At 69.0% G+C, this 23772-nt stretch carries 19 protein-coding genes; 13 read left to right on the top strand and 6 right to left on the bottom strand.

The features are described from left to right. The first annotated feature begins 67 nt into the window (after window positions 1–67). The 3 genes from ABTZ43_RS04235 (at window position 68) to ABTZ43_RS04225 (ending at window position 2315) form a co-directional block, all read left to right on the top strand. Window positions 68–472, top strand: a complete 405-nt coding sequence (locus tag ABTZ43_RS04235; RefSeq protein ID WP_350537927.1) for a VOC family protein — start codon at window positions 68–70, stop codon at window positions 470–472. Between the two features lie 275 nt (window positions 473–747). Next, window positions 748–1917, top strand: a complete 1170-nt coding sequence (locus tag ABTZ43_RS04230) for an RtcB family protein (RefSeq protein ID WP_350537926.1) — start codon at window positions 748–750, stop codon at window positions 1915–1917. A gap of 152 nt (window positions 1918–2069) precedes the next feature. Then, window positions 2070–2315 carry a hypothetical protein gene (locus tag ABTZ43_RS04225; RefSeq protein WP_253385538.1) on the top strand — a complete coding sequence of 82 codons (246 nt, stop codon included), beginning with the start codon at window positions 2070–2072 and terminating at the stop codon, window positions 2313–2315. A gap of 2 nt (window positions 2316–2317) precedes the next feature. Here the strand turns inward: ABTZ43_RS04225 and ABTZ43_RS04220 are convergent, their stop codons facing one another. Together ABTZ43_RS04220 and ABTZ43_RS04215 are read right to left on the bottom strand one after the other, a co-directional pair. Continuing rightward, window positions 2318–3772, bottom strand: a complete 1455-nt coding sequence (locus tag ABTZ43_RS04220) for an MFS transporter (protein ID WP_350537925.1) — start codon at window positions 3770–3772, stop codon at window positions 2318–2320. A gap of 55 nt (window positions 3773–3827) precedes the next feature. Next, window positions 3828–5171, bottom strand: a complete 1344-nt coding sequence (locus ABTZ43_RS04215; RefSeq protein WP_350537924.1) for a M20/M25/M40 family metallo-hydrolase — start codon at window positions 5169–5171, stop codon at window positions 3828–3830. A 55-nt stretch (window positions 5172–5226) separates the two neighbouring features. Between ABTZ43_RS04215 and ABTZ43_RS04210 the strand changes: the two genes are divergently transcribed. Further along, window positions 5227–6237, top strand: a complete 1011-nt coding sequence (locus ABTZ43_RS04210; protein ID WP_350537923.1) for an FUSC family protein — start codon at window positions 5227–5229, stop codon at window positions 6235–6237. 102 nt (window positions 6238–6339) lie between these two features. Beyond that, window positions 6340–6606, top strand: a complete 267-nt coding sequence (locus ABTZ43_RS04205; RefSeq protein WP_056412595.1) for a glutaredoxin family protein — start codon at window positions 6340–6342, stop codon at window positions 6604–6606. 7 nt (window positions 6607–6613) lie between these two features. Here ABTZ43_RS04205 and thrC read toward each other — a convergent pair whose 3' ends face one another. After that, window positions 6614–8017: a threonine synthase gene (gene thrC / locus ABTZ43_RS04200; protein ID WP_350537922.1), complete on the bottom strand. Its 1404-nt coding sequence runs from the start codon at window positions 8015–8017 to the stop codon at window positions 6614–6616. 190 nt (window positions 8018–8207) lie between these two features. On the opposite strand from thrC, the gene ABTZ43_RS04195 reads away from it, so the two are divergent. From ABTZ43_RS04195 to treZ, 4 genes are read left to right on the top strand one after another with little or no spacing between them, the layout of a single operon-like run. After that, entirely contained in the window at window positions 8208–8492 is a 285-nt protein-coding gene (locus ABTZ43_RS04195; protein ID WP_056412602.1) for a hypothetical protein, read from the top strand. Next, complete coding sequence (gene glgX, locus ABTZ43_RS04190; RefSeq protein WP_350537921.1) at window positions 8489–10699, top strand: glycogen debranching protein GlgX; 2211 nt, start codon at window positions 8489–8491, stop codon at window positions 10697–10699. The genes ABTZ43_RS04195 and glgX overlap by 4 nt, the downstream gene beginning before the upstream one ends. Then, complete coding sequence (gene treY, locus ABTZ43_RS04185; RefSeq protein ID WP_350537920.1) at window positions 10696–13044, top strand: malto-oligosyltrehalose synthase; 2349 nt, start codon at window positions 10696–10698, stop codon at window positions 13042–13044. The genes glgX and treY overlap by 4 nt, the downstream gene beginning before the upstream one ends. Beyond that, the gene (gene treZ / locus ABTZ43_RS04180; RefSeq protein WP_350537919.1) at window positions 13041–14801 is read left to right on the top strand and encodes a malto-oligosyltrehalose trehalohydrolase; all 1761 of its coding nucleotides are present in this window, start codon (window positions 13041–13043) and stop codon (window positions 14799–14801) included. Before treY ends, treZ begins: the two co-directional genes overlap by 4 nt. A 79-nt stretch (window positions 14802–14880) precedes the next feature. On the opposite strand, the gene ABTZ43_RS04175 is transcribed toward treZ, so the two are convergent. The 3 genes from ABTZ43_RS04175 to ABTZ43_RS04165 all read right to left on the bottom strand — a co-directional run bounded on the left by ABTZ43_RS04175 (window position 14881) and on the right by ABTZ43_RS04165 (window position 18450). Further along, the gene (locus ABTZ43_RS04175; RefSeq protein WP_350537918.1) at window positions 14881–16260 is read right to left on the bottom strand and encodes an NAD-dependent succinate-semialdehyde dehydrogenase; all 1380 of its coding nucleotides are present in this window, start codon (window positions 16258–16260) and stop codon (window positions 14881–14883) included. Window positions 16261–16352: 92 nt separating this feature from the next. Then, window positions 16353–17003, bottom strand: coding sequence for a GntR family transcriptional regulator (locus ABTZ43_RS04170; RefSeq protein WP_350537917.1), 651 nt, complete (start codon window positions 17001–17003; stop codon window positions 16353–16355). Window positions 17004–17073: 70 nt separating this feature from the next. Continuing rightward, entirely contained in the window at window positions 17074–18450 is a 1377-nt protein-coding gene (locus ABTZ43_RS04165) for an aspartate aminotransferase family protein (protein WP_262492156.1), read from the bottom strand. Between the two features lie 58 nt (window positions 18451–18508). On the opposite strand from ABTZ43_RS04165, the gene ABTZ43_RS04160 reads away from it, so the two are divergent. The 4 genes from ABTZ43_RS04160 to ABTZ43_RS04145 all read left to right on the top strand — a co-directional run. Then, window positions 18509–19579 carry a phosphotransferase gene (locus ABTZ43_RS04160; RefSeq protein WP_350537916.1) on the top strand — a complete coding sequence of 357 codons (1071 nt, stop codon included), beginning with the start codon at window positions 18509–18511 and terminating at the stop codon, window positions 19577–19579. Window positions 19580–19676: 97 nt separating this feature from the next. Next, window positions 19677–20450, top strand: coding sequence for an SDR family NAD(P)-dependent oxidoreductase (locus ABTZ43_RS04155; RefSeq protein WP_149423765.1), 774 nt, complete (start codon window positions 19677–19679; stop codon window positions 20448–20450). A 55-nt stretch (window positions 20451–20505) separates the two neighbouring features. Next, entirely contained in the window at window positions 20506–23364 is a 2859-nt protein-coding gene (locus ABTZ43_RS04150; RefSeq protein ID WP_350537915.1) for an aminotransferase, read from the top strand. A gap of 89 nt (window positions 23365–23453) precedes the next feature. Next, window positions 23454–23772 (top strand): DUF1349 domain-containing protein (locus tag ABTZ43_RS04145; RefSeq protein ID WP_350537914.1); only part of this gene is annotated, 319 nt, incomplete at its 3' end.

Raw genomic sequence — 23772 nt, 5'->3', positions numbered from 1 at the left:
CCGCTCTCGGGTGCGCCCGGTCGCGCGCCCCTGGCGCGACGCCGAAACCTCCTGCAAGACTGGCGGCATGGCTCTTCTCGATCACCTGGGCATCACCGTCGACGACCTCGCACGCGCGAGGGCGCAGTTCCATCCCGTGCTGACGGCTCTCGGATACGAGAGCGGCGGGGAGGACGACCACTCCCTCTCGTGGCATCACGGCGAAGAGACCGAGATCATCCTGTACGCGTGGGACGAGAGCTCGGGCCCGCACCGTCACGGACGCGTCGGCTGGCAGCACATGGCATTCGCGGTCGCGTCGCGCGACGAGGTCGACAGGCTGCACGAGGTGGCCCTGGAGGCGGGGTGGTCCTCCGTCCGCGATCCGAAGGAATACCCGCGGTACACGGACCGCTACTACGCCTCTTTCGTCGAGGATGCCGACGGCATCAGGGTCGAGTTCATGCACAACCCGCCGCGCGGGTCCGCTTGACGCCCGGGCGTGTCGCGGCATAGTGTGACAGCGTTGCGCCGATCGCGCGCCGCGATCACGCCGAGGAGACGACGGATGACCGCCCTGCGGAAGTTCCCCTTCATCGCGGTCTTGCCGCTTCAGCCGAAGCGCAATGACCGCTATGAGTCGTACCCTCCGGCGCGCGCCGTGTGACAGCATCCGCTGTTCGCATGCCCCGCACCGTCAGGTCCGGGGCATTTCTGTTTCTCACGAGATCCCCGAGCCTGTGGCTGACCATCACAAGGAAGGGAATCATGGAGAGGCTCTCCGCACGGCTGCTCTCGTGGGCGTCGATGATCGACGAGAAGACACTCGATCAGGCACACACCACCGCTCGCATGCCGTTCATCCACCCGCACCTGGCACTGATGCCCGATGCCCACCTCGGCAAGGGAGCGACGGTCGGTTCGGTGATCCCGACGCTCGGCGCGATCATTCCCGCTGCCGTCGGCGTCGACATCGGCTGCGGCATGATCGCCGTCCGCACCCAGTTCACGGGGAGCGACCTGCAGGGGCGTGCCCTCGCGGAGCTGCGCGAGCAGATCGAACGCGCCATCCCGCTGTCCGCCGGCCGCTACAACAACAAGGTGGTCGCGACCGCCGCTCCGCGCATCGCCGAGCTCGAGGCGCTCGCGGAGAAGAGCGGATTCGACCCAGAGACGTACGCCGAGAACTGGCGCCTGCAGTTGGGAACGCTCGGCTCCGGCAACCACTTCATCGAGGTGTCGGTCGATGAGCTCGACCGGGTCTGGCTGTTCCTGCACTCGGGGTCCCGCGGCGTCGGCAACAGGATCGCGGGACACCACATCGCCGTCGCGCAGAGACTCGCGAAGCAGTGGTGGATCGACCTTCCCGACCGCGATCTGGCATACCTGGTCGAGGGCACACCAGAATTCACCCGGTACATCAGCGAGCTGCGGTGGGCGCAGTACTTCGCGCTGCTCAACCGGGAGGAGATGATGGACCGCGTCGCACGGCAGGTGTCCGAGTTCCTCGGCACGCCGGTCGATGAACAGGAGCGCATCAACTGCCACCACAACTTCACCGAGTCGGAGAAGCACTATGGCATGCAGGTCTGGGTGTCGAGGAAGGGTGCGATCCAGGCGGATGCCGGGCGCCCCGGGCTGATCCCCGGGTCGATGGGAACCGCGTCGTACGTGGTCGAAGGACTCGGCGACCCCCAGTCGCTGAACTCCTCGCCGCACGGCGCCGGGCGGGAGTACTCGCGGTCCGCGGCGCGCCGCACGTTCTCGCACGAGCAGCTGCGCGAGGCGATGACCGGCATCGAGTTCCGCGACACCACCGCCTTCATCGACGAGATCCCGCAGGCGTACAAGCCGATCGATCGGGTCATGGCGGATGCCGCGGGTCTGGTGTCGATCCGGCACACGCTGCACCAGCTCGTCAACGTCAAGGGCGACTGAACAGAGGAGGAGCCGGTGGACGATCGTCGTCGGCTCCTCCTGCACAGCTGTGCTGTCGCGACAGTTCTCCCCGCAAGATGGGATGACGGTATACAGCGACGTCGATCCCGACGCGCCGTCTGGAACGATGCGAGGATGACACGGTGCACCTCATGAACGACGCTCAGATCTGGACGATGATCGGGTGCTTCACCGCGCTCATGCTCGGCATGCTGACGGTCGTCTCGACGCTCTTCATCCGCGTCGTCCGGGCCGAGATCGGCGGACTCCGCGGGGAGGTCGGCGGGCTCCGCAACGAGATGAACGCCCGCTTCGACGCGGTGAACTCGCGCATCGACGGGCTCGATCGTGACATGCAGGCCGTCGTGAAGCGCACCTTCGGCCTCGACCGCGACTGACGTCAGACGATCGGGGCGGCGACCGCCTCGGCGTCCGCCCGGTCGGTGAACGCCTGCTTCGGGACGAACACGAGGATCGCGGCCGCCACGAGTGCGGTGACACCGCAGACCACCCAGACCGTGATGTAGCCGGCGAAGGATCCGGCCGTGCCCTGGACCGCTCCGCTCACGCCGTTCAGCAGCGCGATGCCGAAGACGCACGACGCGATCGCCCCGCCCACGGTCTTGACCGAGTTCGTGAGTCCCGTCGCGACGCCGGTCTGGGTGGCGGGCGCGGCCGAGGCTGCCGCCGCGGGAAGAGCCGCCACGAGCGCACCCGATCCGAGTCCGACGACGGCCATGTTCGTGACGACCTGCAGATACGAGTCATGGAACGGCAGGAAGAGGAGGAAGCCGATGCCCACGAGCAGCGACGCACCCATGAGAGTCACCCGCGGGGTGAGCACCCGCGCGATCGCCGGGAACAGCAGGGCGCCGACGATCATCGCGATCAGATACAGCCCGATGATCAGGGAGGTCGCGAACCCGGTCGTGCCCAACCCGTAGCCGTACTCGCCGGGGTCGGTGCGGGCGAAGGTCGACAGCGGCGCCTGGGCTCCGAGCACGCTCACGCCGAACAGTCCGGCGGTGAGGAACACCGGGCCGAGCGCGGGCGAGCGGAACATGCGCACGTCGATGAGCGGATCCTCGCAGCGCAGCTCCCAGAGCACGAAGGGGATCACGAGCAGGATGCCGAGGAGCACCACCGCCCACGACCACGGGTTCACGAGTCCGCCCTCGAGGCGCAGCAGGCTGAGGCCACCGGTGAAGCAGATCAGCGCCATCGAGATGAGCACGACGCCGACGGTGTCGAAGACGCCGCCTGTCGGGTCGGGCGATTCCTTCACCCCGAACAGGACGACGAAGAAGCAGACGACGATGAGCACGGCCGGGATGAGGAGCACGACCGTCAGCGGCAGCACGTCGATGAGAGCCCCGCCGACCAGCGCTCCGATGATGGCACCGCCCTCGAGCGCCGCGACGAGGAGTCCTGCCGCCTTCGCCGTGATCGACGACCGTCCCTCCATGCGCCGCGAGCGCGACCAGATCAGCGCGATCTCGAGCGGCAGCCACACGACGTAGAAGCCCATCAGCGTCCAGCCGATGAGGAACACGGGAAAGGAGTCGGTGAAGGGCAGCACCAGGGCTGCCGCGGCGGTCAGCGCGGTGGAGATCAGCAGCATCCGCTTGTGGCCGACCATGTCGCCGAGCTTCGCGAACGCGGGCACGACGAGCGCCGACAGCATGAGCTGCGTGCCTTCGAGCCAGTTGACGTCGGCGTCGTGGATGCCGAGATGACGAGCGATGTCGGTGAGCATGGGCGTGTAATAACCCTGCAGGACGCCGCTGGTGAATTCGACGAACGCCAGGAACCCGACGACCGTGGCCAGAGTGCCCAGAGTGCGGCTGCGCGTCATCGCGGCTCCTCGATGAAAGGGATACCCGGACGCTCGAGCACCCGGCGGGGTGAGATCACCCTAGCCCGAGGATGAGGGCGCGGTGGAACCGCTCCCCCCGCTCGAGGGCTGCGATCTCGACGTATTCATCGACCCCGTGGATCGACGCGCGCTGCGCGTTCGACATCTCCAACGGTGCGAAGCGGTAGACGGCGGGCGCGAAGCGATGGAAATGCCGCGAATCCGTCGCCGCCATCATCACGTACGGCACCGCTGCGACCCCCGGATGCGACACCGCGAGCGCATCGGCCAGCAGCGCGAACTGGGCGTTGTCGGTCGCGGACTCGGGCGACGGAGCACTCGCCTCCTCGACCGTCACGGTGACGAGCGGATCGCGGATGCGCCTGCGGACCCGCAGCACGGCCTGCTGGGGCGTCTCCCCGAGCGCGATCCGCAGGTTGAGAGTCGCCGATGCCTGCGACGGAAGGACGTTCGCGGCCGTGCCGCCGGACTGCATGGTCGGTGCCACCGTCGTGCGCACGAGAGCCGCGGACTCGCCGCCGAGAGCGGCGAACAGGCGACCGGTGAGCCACGGCGCGGATCCCAGCAGTCTCAGCAGATGACCTGCCGGCCCCGGGGTCTGCGCCCCGAGCTGCGACAGCATCCGACCGACGGCCCTCGACGGACGGGGACGGAACGTCGACGGCCCCAGACGCTCGAGAGCGCGGGCGATCCGGCGGACGGCCGTGCGCGTCGGAGGCGCCGACGCATGCCCGCCGTCGCCGCGTGCCGAGAGCGTGAGGGTCATCAGGCCCTTCTCCCCGACCCCGATCATGGCGGCGCGCCCAGGGACGAACGGCAGCGGAGCGTCGACGACGGCGCCGCCCTCGTCGACCACGAGCCAGGGAACGATGCCGCGCTCGCGGAACGAGCGGGCGATCTCCCTGGCGGCATCTCCGTACGTCTCCTCATTGCCGCCGAACGAGAGATAGACGTCTCGAGCGGGCACGACGCCCTCGGCGAGGAGGTTCTCGACCGCTTCGAGCACCACGAGCAGCGGTCCCTTGTCGTCGAGTGCGCCCCGCCCGTGCACGAGACCGTCGGCGATCACACCGGCGAACGGCGGGTGCGTCCACTCGTCGCTCTCGTCGACCGGCACGACGTCGTAGTGGGCCATGAGCACAACGGGGCCACCGGGCGCGGCGCCGCTGCCCGCCCAGTGGAAGAGCAGTCCGAACTCGGTGTGCCTCTCGACGGCGAGCCGCTCGTGCACGAGCGGGTAGAGCTCGGCGATCAGTGCCACGAAGTCCTCGAACGGCCCGGTTCCCCGCTGCTCGAGTTCTGCCGAGACGGTCGGCAGCTGGATCATCTGCGCGAGGCGCTCGGCGATTCCGGGGCGGGGTGCGGTCACGTCGGCCATCGTATCGCCGGCCTCCGCGTCACGGGCGGCGAGCGAGGCGCGAGACAATGGAGGGATGAGTCTGTTCGCTCTGGCCCCCACGCGCGGTCCGCGCTGGCACCTGGCGACGCAGGCCGCTCTCGGCATCGCCGTCCCGATCGCCGTCATGACCGTGCTCGGCGCGCCGTCGCTCGGCTACATCGCGGCGTCCGGGGCCTTCACCGTGCTCTTCGCGGGCGCCGCGCCGGTGCGGGATCGGGCGCGGATCCTGCCGTTCGTGGCCGCCGGCCTCATCGTCAGCGCCCTTCTCGGCGTCCTGGCCTCCGCGAGCCCGTGGCTGGTGAGCATCGGCGTGGTCGTCGTCGCGATCGTCGGCGCGGCTCTCTCGTTCGGGTTCCGCCTCGGCCCGCCCGGCCCCCTGTTCTTCGTGCTGGTGTTCGGTCTCTCCGCCCATGTGATCGCCAGTTCGCCGATCCCGCCGACCGGCTACATCGCGGCACTCGCGGCAGGCTGCACGTTCTCCTACGCGGTCGCGATGGCGCCGCTGCTCCTCCCCCGCGCACGGGCGGTAGCCCCGACCCCGCTGCGACGGCTCTTACCCGGCCCCGCGTTCACGTCCGACACGCGCATGCTCGTGCTGCGCGTGTCGATCGTCGCGGTCCTCGGCGTGCTGCTGGGCCTGCTCATCGATCCGACACGGACCTACTGGATCGTCGGTTCCGCGGTCGCCGTGGTCGGGGTCGCCGCCGCGCGTCGCGCCGCCCTGCAGCGAGGACTCCACCGGATGCTCGGCACCGTGGTCGGCGCAGGCGTGTACGCACTGCTCGCGCTGCTGCATCCGTCAGGTCTCTGGCTGGCGCTGCTGCTGGGCGCCCTCCAGTTCACGATCGAGCTCGTGGTGGTGCGCAACTACGCCCTGGCGCTCGTGTTCATCACTCCGCTGGTGCTGCTGCTCACCGGCGCGGCGACCGGCGAGATCGGATCGATGCAGGTCGCCGGGGAGCGGATCATCGACACCCTGGTGGGTGCGGCGCTCGGCGCGGCCTCGGGGGTGCTGCATCCCCGAGCGGCCCCCGCAGCCCCCTGACCCGGGCGCTCCGCAGGCGGGGACACCGCACCCGGGAACACCACACCCGGGAACACCACACCGAGCCGATCGGTTGCACCGGGAGGATCGAGAAGGAGCCCGATGGAACTGACGCTGGTCACATCCGCGTTCTGCGGAGCCTGCTCCCGCACGCGCGCGGTTCTCGCGGATGCGGTGCGATTCCTGCCGGACGCGACGGTGACCGAGATAGACGTCGCCCGCGAACCGGATGCGGCCGAAGCCCTCGACATCCGCTTCACACCGACCGTCATCATCCGCGATGCGTCGGGCGCCGAGGTGTTCCGCGCCGAGGGCGTGCCGACCGTGCCTCAGGTCCTCACCGCGGCGGTGAAGGCCCTCCCGGCCTGAGCGCCGGTCAGCGCAGCGCGTTCGCCTCGATGAACGCGCGCAGCTCGTGCTCGTCGTCGGCCATCTCGGTGGTGCGCTGCGGGGCATCGAGCATCGTGCGCAGCTCCGACGGGTACTCGAGCTCGACACCGATCGCCTCACGGATCGTCTCGGCGAACTTCTGCGGCTTCGCGGTCTCGAGCACCAGCATCGGCACTCCGGGCTCCACGTACTCCCGCGCGACCTTGACGCCGTCGGCGGTGTGCGGATCGATGATGTCGCCCGAGGCGTCGTAGACCGCTTCGATCGTGGCGAGCCGGTCGGCGTGCGTCGAGGTGCCGCTCACGATGCCGAACTCCTCGATGAACCGCGAGAGGTCCGCGGTGAAGTCGAAGTGCCCCTTGTCGTCGAGGTCCTTCCAGGCGCTGACCACGCGCGAGGCGTCTCGCCCCACCAGCTCGAAGATGAAGCGCTCGAGGTTCGACGCCTTCGAGATGTCCATCGAGGGGCTCGAGGTCGCCAGGGTCTGCGCGGCGCTGCGGGGACGGTAGACCCCGGTGCGGAAGAACTCGTCGAGCACGTTGTTCTCGTTCGCGGCGAGGACGAGGCGACGGATCGGCAGCCCCATCTGCTTCGCGAAGAACCCGGAGAGGATGTTGCCGAAGTTGCCCGACGGCACCGTGAACGAGACCTCGGTCCATCCGCCGACGTCCGTCGCCCTCAGCCAGGCCCAGAAATAGTAGACGACCTGCGCGGTGATGCGCGCGAGGTTGATGGAGTTGACTGCGCCCAGGTTCTGCGCGCGCTTGAAATCGAGGTCGCCCGCGAGCTTCTTGACGAGGTTCTGGCAGTCGTCGAACACGCCGTCGACGACGATGTTGTGGATGTTCTCATCGTCGAGCGAGAACATCTGCGCACGCTGGAACGCGCTCATGCGTCCCTTCGGCGACAGCATGAAGACCGAGATGCGATCCTTGCCGCGCAGGGCGTGCTCGGCCGCAGATCCGGTGTCTCCCGAGGTCGCGCCGAGGATGTTCAGCACCGAGCCCTTGCGTTCGAGCGCGTACTCGACGACCTGGCCGAGGAACTGCATCGCCATGTCCTTGAACGCCAGCGTCGGCCCCTCCGAGAGCCCCACCAGGGTGAGGTCGTCGTCGATCGCCCGCAGCGGCACGACCGCCTCGGGGAACGGCTCGTAGGCCGCCGCCGTCATGCGCGCGAGGTCGGCGCGGGGGATGTCGGTGGCGAAGAGACCCAGCACCTCGGTCGCGAGCTGCGGATAGGTCAGTGCGCGCCAGCGCTCGAGGGTCTCGCCGTCGACCGTCGGCATCGTCTCGGGCACCGCGAGACCGCCGTCGGGGGCGAGTCCTTCGAGCAGCGTCTCGCAGTACGGCAGCGGCTGCATGCCGCCTCGGGTGGAGATGTACTGCACGGAAGCTCCTCGGTTCGGGATCGGCGCGGGAACTCCATTGTCGCAGGTGCGACCGCCCTGATTTCACGGGTCGGCCACGGGCGCGCGGGCACGACTCGAGACATAGCGCGTGATCGCTCTGCTGGCAATGGGATATCCCAGATTCACCCCCGCTCCTATCGTGAGAGCATCAAGAGAATCAGGAGCCATCATGACTGCGAAGACCCATGCCGCACATGACCGGGAGTCCCCGCGGGACCAGGCTTCACAGGGAACCACGACTCCGGTCGAGACCCTCTACGAGCGCGTCGACCTCGATCGTTACGTCGTCATGCACGACGGCCCGATAGGTTACATCGAACACGTTCATCCGGTCTTCGTCTGCTACGTCGGCCACCCCTACCCGAAAGCCGACGAGGTGGCGCAAGTGCACGACTTCCACGATGCTCTTCAGACCGTTCTGCACCGTGCAGTCGCGATGCGGCACGCGCGGTGAGCCACGACGTCTGGCCTGGATCCCCTTACCCGCTCGGCGCGACCTTCGATGGTCAGGGCACGAACTTCGCCCTGTTCAGCGAGGGCGCCGAGAAGGTCGAGCTGTGCCTGTTCGACGACGAGGGCAATGAGGAGCGGGTGCCGCTCGACGAGGTCGACGCGTTCGTGTGGCACGGCTACCTGCCGTCCGTGCAGCCGGGCCAGCTCTACGGGTACCGCGTGCACGGCCCCTACGATCCCGCGCAGGGTCAGCGCTTCAACCCGAACAAGCTGCTGCTCGACCCGTACGCCAAGTCCGTGTCGGGTGAGATCGACTGGGGTCAGCCGCTCTTCGGCTACACCTTCGGCGACCCCGATTCGCGCAACGACGAGGACTCGGCCGCCACCATGGCGAAGGGCGTCGTCATCAACCCCTTCTTCGAGTGGGCCGGCGACCGCCTCCCGAAGACGCCGTATGCGCAGAGCGTGATCTACGAGGCCCACGTCAAGGGGCTCACCCAGCTGCATCCCGACGTCCCCGAGGAACTGCGCGGCACCTACGCGGCGATCGCGCACCCGTCGGTCATCGAGCACCTGGTGCACCTCGGGGTCACCGCACTCGAGCTCATGCCGGTGCATCAGTTCGTGAACGACTCGACGCTGCAGGAGAAGGGCCTCTCGAACTACTGGGGCTACAACACGCTCGCCTTCTTCGCCCCGCACAACGACTACGCCTCCAGCGGCGAGCACGGCCAGCAGGTGCAGGAGTTCAAGGCGATGGTGCGCGCGCTGCACGCGGCGGGCATCGAGGTCATCCTCGACGTGGTGTACAACCACACCGCCGAAGGCAACCACATGGGCCCGATGCTCTCGATGAGAGGCATCGACAACGAGGCCTACTACCGGCTCGAAGAGGACCGTCGCTACTACACCGACTACACCGGCACCGGGAACAGCCTCAACGCGGGCAACCCGCACGCGCTGCAGCTCATCATGGATTCGCTGCGGTACTGGGTGACCGAGATGCACGTCGACGGCTTCCGCTTCGACCTCGCGTCGACCCTCGCGCGGGAGTTCTACGACGTCGACCGGCTCGCGGCGTTCTTCGAGCTCGTGCAGCAGGACCCGATCGTCTCTCAGGTGAAGCTCATCGCCGAGCCGTGGGACGTCGGCCCCGGCGGCTACCAGGTCGGCAACTTCCCCCCGCAGTGGACAGAGTGGAACGGCAAGTACCGCGACACCGTGCGCGACTTCTGGCGCGGGGAGCCGCAGGCCCTCGGCGAGTTCGCCTCGAGGCTGACCGGCTCGGCCGACCTCTACGAGCACTCGGGCCGTCGCCCTGTCGCGTCGATCAACTTCGTCACCGCGCACGACGGGTTCACGCTGCGTGACCTCGTCTCGTACAACGAGAAGCACAACGAGGCCAACGGCGAGGACAACAACGACGGGGAGTCGCACAACCGCTCGAGCAACCAGGGCGTGGAAGGACCGACCGACGACGAGAGCGTCAACCGGGTGCGCGCCCGGCAGCAGCGCAATTTCCTTGCCACCCTTCTGCTGTCGCAGGGCGTGCCCATGATCGCCCACGGCGACGAACTCGGACGCACGCAGCACGGCAACAACAACGGCTATGCGCAGGACAACGAACTGACCTGGATCGACTGGGAGGCCGCGGATCGACCCCTCGTCGAGTTCACGGCCGCCGTCGCAAGACTGCGTCGTGCGCACCCGACCTTCCGGCGCAGCCGATTCTTCGACGGACGCCCTGTGCGGTCGGAGGACGGCGAGCGCGTGCCGGACGTCGTCTGGCTGCGCCCCGACGGCGGTCGGATGGAGCCGGAGGACTGGGATTCGGGCTTCGGGCTCGCGATCGGCATGTTCCTGAACGGACAGGGCATCCGGGAGAAGGATCGCCGCGGCCGGCCCGTGTCGGATCAGAACTTCCTCGTCTACTTCCACAGCGGAGCGGATGCGATCGACGCGATGCTCCCCGATGACAGGCACGGTCGCGCCTGGGAGGTCGCCATCGACACCGCCGGCGATCGCGCAGGCGGACCCGCGATCGACGCCGGCGCCCCGGTGACGCTCGAGGCCCACTCGATGCTGGTGCTGCGCGAGGTCGACCAGACCGAGGTGCCAACCGACGATTCCGTGGAGGCGTCGTTGCGCATCCAGACCGAACGCGCGGAGGCCCCGGCGCCCGCACCGAGCCCGGAGCTGCCTCGATGACGCGACGACCTCTCTCGACGTACCGGTTGCAGATCCGACAGGGGTTCACCCTCGACGATGCGGCGGAGGCGGCGGGATATCTCGCCGACCTCGGCGCGTCGTGGGCGTATCTGTCGCCGCTGCTCGCAGCGGTGCCCGGATCCGATCACGGGTACGACGTCGTCGATCACTCCCGTGTCGACCCGGAGCGCGGAGGGCCGGAGGGCCTGACGCGATTCGCCGCTGCGGCGCGCGCGGCGGGTCTCGGCATCCTCGTCGACATCGTGCCGAACCACGTCGGCGTGGCCCTGCCGCGCGCGAACCGCTGGTGGTGGGATCTGCTGCGCCTCGGCACCTCGTCGCGGCACGCGATCGCCTTCGACGTCGACCGGCGGGTGTCGGCGGGTCGGGTGCGGCTGCCGATTCTCGGCTCGTCGCCCGCCGAGGTGCTCGCCGCCGGTGAGATCACGATCGACACCACCCCCGCAGACGACGCCCCCGACGGCACGCTGCACTACTTCGACCACGAGCTTCCGCTGGCCCCCGGCACGGCCGCCCTCGCGGACGATCTCCCCGCCCTCCTCGACGCCCAGCACTACGAACTGCGCTTCTGGGAGGACCAGAACACCGACCTCGACTACCGCCGCTTCTTCGCGGTCTCGGAGCTCGCCGGCATCCGTGTCGAGATCCCCGACGTCTTCGAGGAATCCCATCGGGAGATCGTGCGGTGGATCACCGAGGGCCTGGCGGACGGCCTGCGGGTGGACCACCCCGACGGGCTCGTCGACCCCGGCACCTACCTGGAGCGCCTCGCGGATGCGACCGGCGCCGCCTACACGGTCGTCGAGAAGATCCTCGAGCCCGGCGAGGAGCTGCCCTCGTGGTGGCGCACCGACGGCACCACCGGATACGACGCTCTCGTGGAGTTCGATCGCGTGCTGATCGACGGCGACGGCGTGCGCGCGCTCGACGAGCTCGACGCACGCCTGCGGGAGGACTCCGGTCTCCCGCCCGCCGCATCCTGGCAGGATCTCATCCACTCGACGAAGCGGATGATCGCCGACGAGCTGCTGCGGTCCGAAGTGCGACGCCTGGTGCGCGCCCTGCCGTTCGGCGTCGTGGACGCCGAGGAGGCGCTCGCCGAGATCATCGCGAGCTTCCCCGTGTATCGCGCGTACCTGCCTGCGGGAGGCGAGCATCTGCAGCACGCGCTGGACGATGCGGCCGCCCGGCGACCCGACCTCGCGACAGCGATCGCCGAGCTCGCTCCCCTGCTCGTCGACACCGGCCTCGAGATCGCCGAGCGATTCCCGCAGGTCACCGGCGCAGTGATGGCGAAGGGCGTCGAGGACACCGCCTTCTACCGCTGTACGCGCCTCGGCACCCTCACCGAGGTCGGCGGCGATCCGTCGATCGCCTCGATCACGGTCGAGGCCTTCCATGACGCCCAACGCGCGCGACTCGCGTCCTGGCCGCACTCGCTGACGGCTCTGTCGACCCACGACACCAAGCGCTCGGAGGATGTCCGGGCGCGGCTCTCGGTGCTCGCCGAGATTCCGGGGCGCTGGGCAGAGGTCCTCGCGGAGCTCCGCGGCATCGCCTCCACCGGGCACGGCCCCCTCGACGCGCTGCTCTGGCAGGCGGCGGTCGGCGCCTGGCCGATCACCGCCGAGCGGATGAGCCAGTACGGACTCAAGGCCGCCCGAGAGGCCGCCGAGTCCACCGCCTGGCAGCATCCCGACGAGGACTTCGAGACGGGCGTCATCGCGATCGCGGAGGCCACCGAGGGTTCCGCCCGCGAGGTGCTCGACGCCTTCGTGGCCGAGATCGTCGACGCCGGACGGGTGAACTCCCTCTCCGCGAAGCTCCTGCAGCTCACGTCCCCCGGCGTCCCCGATGTGTATCAGGGCACCGAGCTGTGGGACCACTCCCTCGTCGATCCGGACAATCGGCGGCCCGTGGACTTCGGCGCGCGCGCCGACCTCCTGCGTCGGATGGATGCGGATGCCGTACGCGGCATCCTCCCTCCGATCGACGACTCGGGCGCCGCGAAGATGCTCGTCACCTCTCGCGCGCTGCGCCTGCGCCGCGACCACCCCGAGCTCTTCGACGGCTACCGCCCCGGTACCGTGGCGGGCGAGGCGTCCGCGCACGCCGTCGCCGTCGACCGGGGCGGCGTCCTCGCCGTCGCGACCCGCCTCCCCGTCGGTCTCGCCGACCGGGGCGGGTGGGGCGACACCGTGCTGCTGCGGCGTGAGATCCCCGCGACCGACGTGCTGACGGGTCGGCGGATCGCCGCGGGTCCCGTGCGCCTGTCCGAGCTTCTCGACACCTACCCCGTCGCCCTGCTGGTGGAGGACCGATGATCTCCGTCTGGGCGCCGCGCGCCGAGTCCGTGCGGCTTCGCCGACTCACCCCGGCCTGCGTGACCATCTCGGAGCACGATCTCAGCCGTGACGGACAGCCCGACGGGTGGTGGAGCTCCGACGTCGCCATGGCCGAAGGCGAGCGCTACGGATTCCTGCTCGACGGGAGCTCGATGCTGCGCCCCGACCCGCGGTCGCGTCGACAGCCCCGAGGCGTGCACGGACCGTCGGCGCTCTACGATGCGTCCCGGTTCGAGTGGACGGACGACGACTGGGCAGGGCGCGAGCTCGCCGGGGGCATCGTCTACGAGCTGCATGTGGGGACCTTCACGCCGGAGGGGACCCTCGACGCGCTGATCGGACGACTCGACCACCTCGTCTCCCTAGGCGTCACCCATGTCGAACTGCTGCCGGTGAATGCGTTCAGCGGACGATGGAACTGGGGATACGACGGAGTGCTGTGGTACGCCGTCCACGAGGGCTACGGCGGGCCCGCCGGGTACCAGCGACTCGTCGATGCCGCGCACGCCCGCGGGCTCGCGGTGATCCAGGACGTCGTCTACAACCATCTCGGCCCGAGCGGCAACTACCTTCCCGAGTTCGGTCCGTACCTGCGCGACGGCGAGCACAACACGTCCTGGGGGGACTCGCTGAATCTGAGCGAGCCGACCGTGCGCGAGTACATCCTCGAGAACGCGCTCATGTGGCTGCGTGACTTCCACGTCGACGGTCTGCGCCTCGATGCCGTGCATGCGCTGCACGACGAGCAGACCCCGCACATCCTCCAGGAGATGGCGGAACGCGTCGATGCTCTCGCCGCCGAGCTCGGCCGACCGCTCACCCTCATCGCGGAGTCCGACCTCAACGACCCCACCCTCGTCCTGCCCAGGGACGAGGGCGGATACGGACTGACCGCGCAGTGGTCGGACGATTGGCACCATGCGGTGCACGTCGCCCTCACCGGGGAGACCGAGGGCTACTACGCCGACTTCGCCGCCTCGGATGCCGTCGCGAAGGTGTCGCAGAGCGGTTTCTTCCACGACGGAACCCACTCCTCCTTCCGCGGCCGCGCGCACGGGCATCCACTGCCGGCCGAGGTTCCGTCCTGGCGCCTGGTCACCTTCACCCAGGACCATGATCAGATCGGGAACCGCGCGGCGGGCGACCGGCTCTCGGCATCGCTGTCGGCGGATCGCCTCGCGGTCGCCGCCGTGCTCACGCTCACCGCGCCGGGCACACCGATGCTGTTCATGGGCGAGGAATGGGGGGCGACCACCCCCTGGCAGTTCTTCACCTCGCACGAGGAGCCGGAGCTCGCCAAGGCCACCGCGGAGGGTCGCATCGCCGAGTTCGCGCGCATGGGGTGGGACCCCGCCCAGGTGCCCGACCCGCAGGATCCGGCGACCTTCGAGCGCTCGCACCTCGACTGGGCCGAGCTCGACCGCCCTCGGCAGGCGCGCATGCTCGATCTTCATCGACGACTGATCGCGCTGCGCCGGGAACTGCCCGATCTCACCGACCCCGATCTCGCGCACACCCGTGTGACCGTGATGCACGAGGATGCCGCCCCCGATGCCCGCGCGTACCGCCTCGATCGCGGCGACGTGTCGGTGCTGGTGAACCTGACCGCCAGCGAGATCGAGTTCGAGCTGGCGCCCGACGCCCGGGTGCTGCTCGAGACCACGCCTGTGCGCATCTCCTCCCGGACCATCGTGCTCCCCTCCGAGTCGGCGGTGATCGTCGGGCCGGCCGACTAGGGTCCGGAGTGCTGAGCGCAGCGTCGATCACTCGATGCGTGCCCCGCATCGCTCCGCGTCAGAGGCGACGCCGCTGCGCCTACGCGATGCGGATGAGCTTCTTGTTGACGAACTCGTCCATCGCGGGCCTGCCCATCTCGCGGCCGGTGCCCGAGCGCTTCACGCCGCCGAAGGGCAGCTCCGTCGCATCGGCGAGGACGAGGTTGATCCACACCATGCCGGCATCGATGCCGTCCGCGACCCGCAGCGCCTGCTCCTGGTCGGTCGTGTAGACGTAGGAGCCGAGTCCGAACGGTGTGTCGTTCGCGAGGCGCACGGCCTCCTCCTCGGACGCGACCCGGTAGAGCGCCGCGACGGGCCCGAAGAACTCCTCGTGGAACGCGTCCATCGTCGGCGTCACGTCGGTGAGGACGGCCGGCGGGAAGAAGTTCCCCGCCGGCTCTCCCGACGCCAGGATCGCCGCGCCCTGCTCCTTCGCGCGCCCCAGCTGCTCGGTGAGTCGCTCGGTCGCGGCGGCCGACGACAGCGGGCCGAGCTGCGTGCTCTCCGCCATCGGGTCTGCGGGTGCGTTCGAGGTGAAGACCTCGGTGAACTTCGCAGCGAACTCGTCGAACAGCTCGTCGATGATGATGAACCGCTTGGCGGCGTTGCAGGACTGCCCGTTGTTGTCGAGGCGGGCGTTGACAGCGTCCTGGACGGCGGCGTCGAGGTCGTCGGTCGACAACAGGATGAACGGGTCTGACCCCCCGAGCTCGAGCACGACCTTCTTGAGATGCCTGCCGGCGATCTCGGCGACGGCGGAACCGGCGCGCTCCGAACCGGTGACCGAGACGCCCTGCACGCGCGGGTCGGCGATGACCGTCGCGATCTGGTCGTTCGTGGCGAAGATGTTCACGTACACGGAATCGTGGGCGCCCAGCTCGGCTTCGGCGTCGTCGAAGATCTGCGCGATCGCCAGCGCCGACTCGGGGCACTGCGGTGCGTGCTTGAGGAGGATCGTGTTGCCGTTGACGACGTTCGGGCCGACGAACCGCGCCACCTGGTAGTAGGGGAAGTTCCACGGCATGATGCCGAGCAGCACGCCGAGGGACGCGCGGCGGACGAACGCGGAACCGGTGCCGTCGGACAGCTCGATCGGCTCATCGGCCGAGAAGGCCTCACCGTTGTCCGCGTAGTACTGGTAGATCGCGGCGGCGAAGTCGACCTCGCCGAGCGCCTGCTCAAAGGTCTTGCCCATCTCGCGGACGACGATCTCGGCCAGCTGCTCACGGCGCTCCGTGTGGAGCGCGGCGACGCGGGCGATGAGCGCCGCGCGATCCGCCACGGGGGCGCGACGCGACCACTCCTCGTGGGCGGCGGACGCGGCGGCGATGGCCTGTTGCAGCTCCTCGTCCGTGATCGTCGGGTAGTCGCGAAGGGTCTCCCCCGTCGCGGGGTTGACGACGGCGTAGTCACTCACTGGTGTGCTCCTCTGTCTGGAAAAGTATCGGGTTCTCTCAAGGATTCCTGCGGGCGGCTCGAGGCGCGGATCGCTCGTCGGCGCATCATCCGTCACGCTCCCGCCGAGGCGATGCCGCGGAGAACCTGTTCATTCACGCTTATGTGCTCGAGGACGGCAGCGAGAGCGGTCTCGGGGTCGCGTCTGAGAAGAGCTTCGGCGATGAGGACGTGGTCCCGGAGCGCGTCTTCGTGGTGCCATCCGGCCACGACCTCCCGGCGCTGGAGGAGCCTGATGGCGAAGGTCATCTGGCTGCGGATGGAGGCGAAGAAGCGGTCGAGCAGAGGGCTGCCGGCGAGGGCGATGACCGAGGCATGGAATTGCACGTCCGCTGTCGCGTGACGCGATGAGTTCTGCCCCTCTGCCGCCGCCCGCCGTAGATCGGCCAGCGAGACCATCACCGCGTCGAGGGCGTGATCCGGCGCATCGAGGCAGGCGCGAGCGCCCGTCCCCTCGAGGACGGCGCGTGCCGCATAGAGGTCGATGACGTCGTTCGTCATGAACTGCCGGACGCGGGCTCCCCGGTGCTTCTCGTGAGTGACCACGCCCTCCTGGGCGAGCATCAGAAGGGCCTCTCGGACGGATCGTCGCGATGCGCCGAACCGGTCCGAGATCGAGATCTCTCGCAGGGGCTCCCCCTGCTCGAACCGCAGTGAGAGGATGTCGTCGCGCAGATGGTCTGCGATCAGCGAGGGTGCAACCATTTCTTACCTCCGGGCCGGTGGGAGCGGCCGCATGCGTCGTGATCTGGTGTCGTGGTCGTCGTCAGTGTACCTACGGGGTCGTCGTGACGAGATCGTCGTCCGGGGTCTCGGACAGGACCTCGCTGAGCGCCGTGAGCAATCGGTCTGCGTGCCGCGACTCGAAGACCAGCGGAGGTCGGATCTTGAGGACGTTCTCGTGCCGACCGGACGCGCTGACCAGCACTCGCTTCGCGCGCAGTCCGTTGACGACCTGATTCGCCAGACCGGGGTCAGGGGCGGCGACGGGCTGACTGCGGCTCCGGACGAACTCGACGGCGAGGAAGAGGCCCTCGCCGCGGACCTGACCGAGACGCCGATCGTGGCGCGCCAGCTCGCTCAGTCCGTTCATGAGGGTGTCTCCGACGGTCGCGGCGTTCTGAAGAAGCTCGCGGTCCTCGATCTCATCGAGGACGGCGGTCGCCGCGGCGATGCTGACCGGGGTCCCTCCGAAAGTGTTGAAATATCGGACGTCCCGCCCGAAAGCGTCCATGTGCTCGCGCCTGCCCACCACGGCGGAGATGGGGAGGCCATTGCCCATCGGTTTCCCCAGGACGACGAGATCGGGCTCGACGGAGTGCCGGAGGAAGCCCCACCACGCGGATCCCAGCCGACCGAAGCCCGGCTGAACCTCATCGGCGATGTAGAGACCACCGCGACGGCGAGCGACCTCGACCGCAGGCCGCAGGACTTCCTGCGGGTGCGTGACAAGACCGTCGCTGGAGAGCACGGAGTCGACGATGAGCGCCGAGAATCTCACGCCCCTGCGCTCGAGGCGGGTGATCGCGTCTTCGACGCGCTGTGCGAAGAGCGCAGCCGACGCGCCGTCATCCGACGGGTCTCGCAAGGGGTCGGGCGCGGGAACGGTCACCACGTGCTCAGGGAGCACGTTGTTCGGCCCCAGGCTGGGCGAGATGGCGGCGCTCGCCTGGGTCGTCCCGTGATAGGCGTTCGAGGTGATGACGACGCCGGTCGCGCCGGTGACATGCCGTGCGATTCGGAGCGCGAGATCCACCGCCTCACTGCCGGTGCACGTGTACACCACCTGCTCCAGGTAGTCAGGAAAGAGCGAGACCAGTCGTTCGCTGTAGTCGACGAGCTGATCGGTGAGATACCGGGTGTGCGTGTTGACTCTTCCGAGTTGCTCGTCGACCGCTGCCCGCACTCGCGGATTGGCGTGTCCGACGGCCGGCACGTTGTTGTACGCGTCGAGGTAGTCGACGCCGTCGGGGTCGAACAGGAGCGCACCGTCTCCACTGGCCACCTCGACGGGCTGTCGGTAGAAGAGGCGGTAAGGGGCGCCGAGCACTCTCTGCCGACGCTCGATCAACGCGGACGCTCTGCGGCCCACCTCCGCGTCCGAGGCAGGGTCGTAACTGTTCACCATGTGCATCTGACCGGGTGCACCCATGTCGCCTCCTTTGGTCACCAACTCGACTATTGGTCACCAATATGGATACTCTACTTGCATGAACATCACAACCGACGCCGATTCTGCGACAGCAGGCGCGCCTGCTGTCGACGTCGACGTCGTGACAGTCGGCGACGACGAGATCGTCGAGATCCTTCGGACGCGGTTCGAGATCCACGCGTCGGCCGTTCAGGCCGTCGGGGCCGAGAGCGCCGCCGTCTTCCGGGTGACCGATCGCCGGGACGCGGCATTCGCCGTCAAGGCCTTCTGGGCGGACACGCCCTCGAGCACAACCCTTCGTTGGCACCAGGAGGTCGTGCAGAGAGTTGCGGAAGCGGGACTCCCGGTCGCCCGGCCGCGACGCTCCGTCGCCGGAGAAATCACCGTCGAGGCGGGGACGGGGACGGGGACGAGGGCGCTGCTGGTTCAGGTGTCAGACTGGCTGGGGGGCACACCGCTGGAGCGCGTGCCCATGCGGAGGGAGTTGCTCCGAGAGATCGGCCATGTCGCAGCACGACTTCATCGACGCCTTCGGCTGGAGAGCCCGCCGCCCGAACTCGGAGAGCACCCGTGGCAGATCACCGAGTCCAGAACGATTATCGAGCGTGCTCTCACTCGCATCGGGACCCTCGCGGACCAGGGCCGGCTTCCGGGGGCCGCGCAAGAAGTCGCACGGCTCGAGCGCGCCGCCGCCACCGTCTTCGCCCTCCTGACGGAGAGCGTCGCGCCTCGGCTGAGCAGACTCCCCACCGCCGTCGTCCATCACGACCTTCACGACTCCAATCTCCTGGTGGGGCCGGGAGCCGAGCACACGACGATCACCGGCATCCTCGATTTCGGTGACATGACTCGCAGCATCCGCATCTCGGAACCGGTGATCGCCGGCGCCTACGCCGCGCGTCATTGGGGTGATCCGGCGGCGGCCGTGGACGAGGTGATGGCCGGATGGTCTGAGTCCGTCGCCGTCACGTCGGACGAAGCTGCGGTCGTGTTGCCGCTCGCGGCCGCTCGCCTGCTCACCAATGCCACGGTGTGGATGTCACGCCTCGGCACCGCCCGGGGCGATTACGCCGCACACCGTCGCCGCGGCTCGCTCGAGACCGCGGAGGCGCTCCTCCACGCGGTCTAGCGGCCAGGGAAAGTGCGGGCGAGGCCACGCCCCGTCCGCACGTCGACTCCCCAGCCAGACCTCCAGACACACCGAACGTCCAGAAAGCGAGGGGCCCATGGATACCCCAGGCCGCACAGCGATCATCACCGGAGCGGGCAGCGCCGAGGGAATCGGAGCCGCCGTGGCGATGATGCTCGGTCGGGCCGGCATGAAGATCGTCGTCACCTCGACGACGGACCGCATCCTCGAACGGGTCTCCGACCTTCGTCGAGCCGGTATCGACGCCAGCGGGGTCGTGGCCGACCTCACGGAACAGCGCGGGGTGGATGCCGTTCTCACTGCCGCGCGCGAGAGCCACGGAGTCCCGACCGTCCTCGTCAACAACGCAGGACTCACTTCCGTCTCGCGCGCCGAGTCTCCCGCCGCCATCGACGACATCTCCATCGAACAGTGGCGCATCTCGCTGGATCGGAACCTCACCACGGCCCTGCGGATGACGCGCGCCGTCGTGCCGCACATGCGGGACGCCGGTCATGGGCGCATCGTGAATGTCGCCTCTCTCTCCGGGCCGGTGATGGCCTACCGGGGAGACGTCGGCTATCACGCCGCCAAGGCGGGAATGATCGGCCTGACGCGCGGAACCGCGATCGACGTCGCAGCAGCCGGGATCACGGTGAACGCCGTCGCACCCGGCTGGATCTCGACCTCCTCGTCCAGCGAGCATGAGCTCTCCATGGGGCGGGCCACCCCGGCGGCCCGCCCCGGTACGGCCGAGGAGGTCGCGTCTGCCGTCTGCTTCCTCGCAGGAGACGGAGCCTCCTACATCACGGGCCAGCTGTTGATCGTCGACGGAGGCAATTCGATCGACGAGGAGCGTGGCATGGGATGACCAGCGTGCGGCGACCGACCTCCTCCCCTTTTCACACACCACCCAAGGAAAGACCATGACCGACTTCTTCGACTACTTCGCACACGTCGATCTCCCCACTCCGACGCTCTCCGACGAAGAGGTGCAGCGGCTGTTCGTGGAGACGTTCGGCATCGAGGTGGACGTGCAACCGCTCGGCAGCCAGCAGGATCAGAACGTCCGCGTCTTCGAGCGGGGGTCGACGCAGCCCCTCGGTGTCCTCAAGCTGAGCAACCCCGCCTTCAGCGAAGCGGAGATCGACATGCAGGGTGCCGCGGCGGCAACGGTCGCGCAGCGGCGTCCGCATGTGCGTGTCCCCCGCATCGTCGACGGACCCCGCGGCGCGATGTCCGCATGGTGGAAGTCGTCCCAGGGGCCCATCCACGCCCGCGTCATCGAGAACGTGTCCGGTCGGACGCTCATGGGGTCGTCCTATCTCTCACCCGCCGTGGTGGAGGGTCTCGGCGCACTCTCGGGCGCGGTGAGTGCCGCTCTCGCGGACTTCACGCACCCCGCAACGAGTCGTGTCCTCCAATGGGATCTGCGTCACGCCGAGCGTGTCATCGATACGCTCCTGCCCCTCGAACCGGATCCCGAGATGCGCGACATCGTGCAGCGCGCGGCGGACACCGCCCGCGCCGCCCTCGCCCCGGTGAAGGCGTCGCTGCCGATCCAGACCGGGCACTTCGACGTCACCGACGACAACGTGCTGCGCGCTCCCGGCGCCACCGTGCCCGACGCGGTCATCGATTTCGGTGACACATGCGCGTCGTGGCGGGTCGGCGAGATCGCCGTCACCGTCTCCTCCGTGCTGCATCACGATGGTGCGTCCCCAGAGAGCACCTTCCCCGCGATCCGCGCCTTCGATCGCCTGCGCGACCTCACCGACGACGAGCTGATCGCGCTGTGGCCCCTCGTCGTCCTTCGCGGCGCCGTGCTGGTGCTGAGCGGCCGCGCTCAGGTGCGCCTCGACGAGGAGAACGAGTACGCCGCCGTTGCGCTCGATCGCGAGTTCCGGATCCTCGAGCAGGCGATATCGGTGCCGATCCCCGTGCTGACCGCGGCGACACGCGCTGCCCTGGGCCGCCGCGGCGCGCCCGAACGTGCCTGGGCGGGTCCGAGCATCCTCTCGTCCGGCCGGCACATCGCGCTCGACACCACCACCGAGTCGCCCCTGAACGACGGTGGCGCCTGGCTCGACACCACGACCCTCGACCACGCAGCGCAGCGCGCACTCGATGCCGGTGCCGATATGGTCACGGCACCTGCCTGGTCCGCGCGCCTCACGGGCGAGACCGACCCGCTGCCCTCGACGACCGATACGATCCCGACAGACCTTCTGCTGTGGCTGGCCGCCCCGACGCGCATCGACGGCGAGGCGGTCGTGGCGGGGGGAACGCTCACGTGGACGGCCGGCGAGGAGATCGTCACGATCTCCGGCGCCTCCGGGGACCTGGCATCCACCGTTCTGCCGGCGCGCACCCGCCTGGTTTTGCGACGCGGTGTCGACGGGACGATGCCGTCGGAGCGCGCCACGCCCGCTCTCGCCGCCGCCTGGCGTGAGGTGGCAGGCGACCCGGGCGCCGCGATCGGCGTGCCCACGCCGGCAGCGGCCGACGATGACTCGCTCGCGCGTCGTCATGAGGTGCTCGCTGAGGTTCAGGAGCACTATTACGCCGTACCACCGCGGATCGAGCGCGGGTGGCGCGAGCATCTGATCGACGTGCACGGCCGGGTCTACCTCGACATGGTGAACAACGTCGCCTCGGTGGGCCACGCCCACCCGCACGTCGTCGCGGCGGGCTCGCGGCAGATGCACCTGCTGAACACCAACTCGCGCTTCCACTACCGCGCGATCATCGACTACGCCGACCGCATCGCGGCCACCCTGCCTGACGGGTTCGACACCGTGTTCTTCGTCAACTCCGGGTCCGAGGCGACAGACCTCGCGATCCGCCTCGCGATGGCCGCGACCGGTCGCCCCGACATCGTCGCGATGCGCGAGGCGTACCACGGGTGGACCTACGCCAGCGATGCGGTGTCGACCTCGATCGCCGACAACCCGAACGCCCTCGCCACGCGCCCCGACTGGGTGCACACCGTGGATGCGGCGAACTCCTACCGTGGAAAGCACCGGGGAGCGGATGCGGTGAACTACGCGCCCGAAGCCGCCGCGGTGATCGACGCGCTCGCGGCATCCGGTCATCCTGCCGCGGGCTTCATCACCGAGACGTACTTCGGCAACGCCGGCGGGGTGGCGCTGCCCGACGGGTACCTCACCGAGGTCTACGCCGCGATCCGCCGCCACGGCGGCCTCGCGATCGCCGACGAAGTGCAGGTCGGGTACGGCCGACTGGGCGAGTGGTTCTGGGGCTTCCAGCAGCAGGACGCGGTGCCCGACATCGTCGCCGTCGCCAAGTCCATCGGCGGCGGGCAGCCCCTCGGTGCCGTCATCACTCGCCGCGAGGTCGCGGACCGCTACCGCAACGGAGGGTACTTCTTCTCATCGACCGGAGGCTCCCCCGTCTCCGCCGCCATCGGCACGGCCGTGCTCGATGTGATCGAGCAGGAGGGACTGCAGGAGAACGCGCGCGTCGTCGGCGGGCACCTCAAGCGACGCCTCGGGGAGCTCGGCGCGAAGCACGACCTCATCGGCACCGTGCACGGTTCCGGCCTCTACCTGGGCGTCGAGTTCATCCGCGATCACGAGACGCTCGAGCCCGCCACCGCCGAGACCGCGGCGATCTGCGACCGCCTCCTCGAGTTGGGAGTCATCATGCAACCCACCGGCGATCATCAGAACGTCCTCAAGGTCAAGCCTCCGCTGGTCATTTCGCAAGCCTCCGTCGACGTCTTCGTCGACGCCCTCGACCGCGTCCTCACCACCGGATACTGACCCCGACCGACACACAGCGGATGCGCGGCTCGAGGCCAGGGGCTAGCCGCATCCCGAAGACCGAATCCCACACTCGTTAGGCTGTTTTCATGAACATTCCCCCTGTTCCCTTCGACCTGCTCCCCACGGAGGGCTCAGTCTGGAGCGTCACGACGTCGGGTATCGGCGGAGCCGCCCCCGCGGGGACCGACCTCTTCGTCGACCCCAGCGGAGAGAGCGGTGTCGCCGCGGAGACTCTGCTGAACGCCCACACCCTCCTCGGGACTCCGCCGGAGGGTGACTTCACCTTCTCCGCCGAGGTGACGCCCGACCTTCGAGCGACGTTCGACGCGGGGGTTCTGCTCGCGTGGGTCGACGACACCAATTGGGCGAAGCTGTGCTTCGAGCGTTCTCCGGCAGGAGAGGTGA

It is taken from the genome of Microbacterium sp. NPDC097977 (assembly GCF_040302605.1).
Taxonomy (GTDB): domain Bacteria; phylum Actinomycetota; class Actinomycetes; order Actinomycetales; family Microbacteriaceae; genus Microbacterium.
This window is presented reverse-complemented; position numbering and strand designations above follow the sequence as displayed.

Bases quoted from the DNA above. Each gene is read 5' to 3' on its own strand.
- ABTZ43_RS04235 (WP_350537927.1), top strand. From the start codon at position 68: ATGGCTCTTCTCGATCACCTGGGCATCACCGTCGACGACCTCGCACGC.
- ABTZ43_RS04230 (WP_350537926.1), top strand. From the start codon at position 748: ATGGAGAGGCTCTCCGCACGGCTGCTCTCGTGGGCGTCGATGATCGAC.
- ABTZ43_RS04225 (WP_253385538.1), top strand. From the start codon at position 2,070: ATGAACGACGCTCAGATCTGGACGATGATCGGGTGCTTCACCGCGCTC.
- ABTZ43_RS04220 (WP_350537925.1), bottom strand. From the start codon at position 3,772: ATGACGCGCAGCCGCACTCTGGGCACTCTGGCCACGGTCGTCGGGTTC.
- ABTZ43_RS04215 (WP_350537924.1), bottom strand. From the start codon at position 5,171: ATGGCCGACGTGACCGCACCCCGCCCCGGAATCGCCGAGCGCCTCGCG.
- ABTZ43_RS04210 (WP_350537923.1), top strand. From the start codon at position 5,227: ATGAGTCTGTTCGCTCTGGCCCCCACGCGCGGTCCGCGCTGGCACCTG.
- ABTZ43_RS04205 (WP_056412595.1), top strand. From the start codon at position 6,340: ATGGAACTGACGCTGGTCACATCCGCGTTCTGCGGAGCCTGCTCCCGC.
- ABTZ43_RS04195 (WP_056412602.1), top strand. From the start codon at position 8,208: ATGACTGCGAAGACCCATGCCGCACATGACCGGGAGTCCCCGCGGGAC.
- treY (WP_350537920.1), top strand. From the start codon at position 10,696: ATGACGCGACGACCTCTCTCGACGTACCGGTTGCAGATCCGACAGGGG.
- treZ (WP_350537919.1), top strand. From the start codon at position 13,041: ATGATCTCCGTCTGGGCGCCGCGCGCCGAGTCCGTGCGGCTTCGCCGA.
- ABTZ43_RS04170 (WP_350537917.1), bottom strand. From the start codon at position 17,003: ATGGTTGCACCCTCGCTGATCGCAGACCATCTGCGCGACGACATCCTC.
- ABTZ43_RS04165 (WP_262492156.1), bottom strand. From the start codon at position 18,450: ATGGGTGCACCCGGTCAGATGCACATGGTGAACAGTTACGACCCTGCC.
- ABTZ43_RS04160 (WP_350537916.1), top strand. From the start codon at position 18,509: ATGAACATCACAACCGACGCCGATTCTGCGACAGCAGGCGCGCCTGCT.
- ABTZ43_RS04155 (WP_149423765.1), top strand. From the start codon at position 19,677: ATGGATACCCCAGGCCGCACAGCGATCATCACCGGAGCGGGCAGCGCC.
- ABTZ43_RS04150 (WP_350537915.1), top strand. From the start codon at position 20,506: ATGACCGACTTCTTCGACTACTTCGCACACGTCGATCTCCCCACTCCG.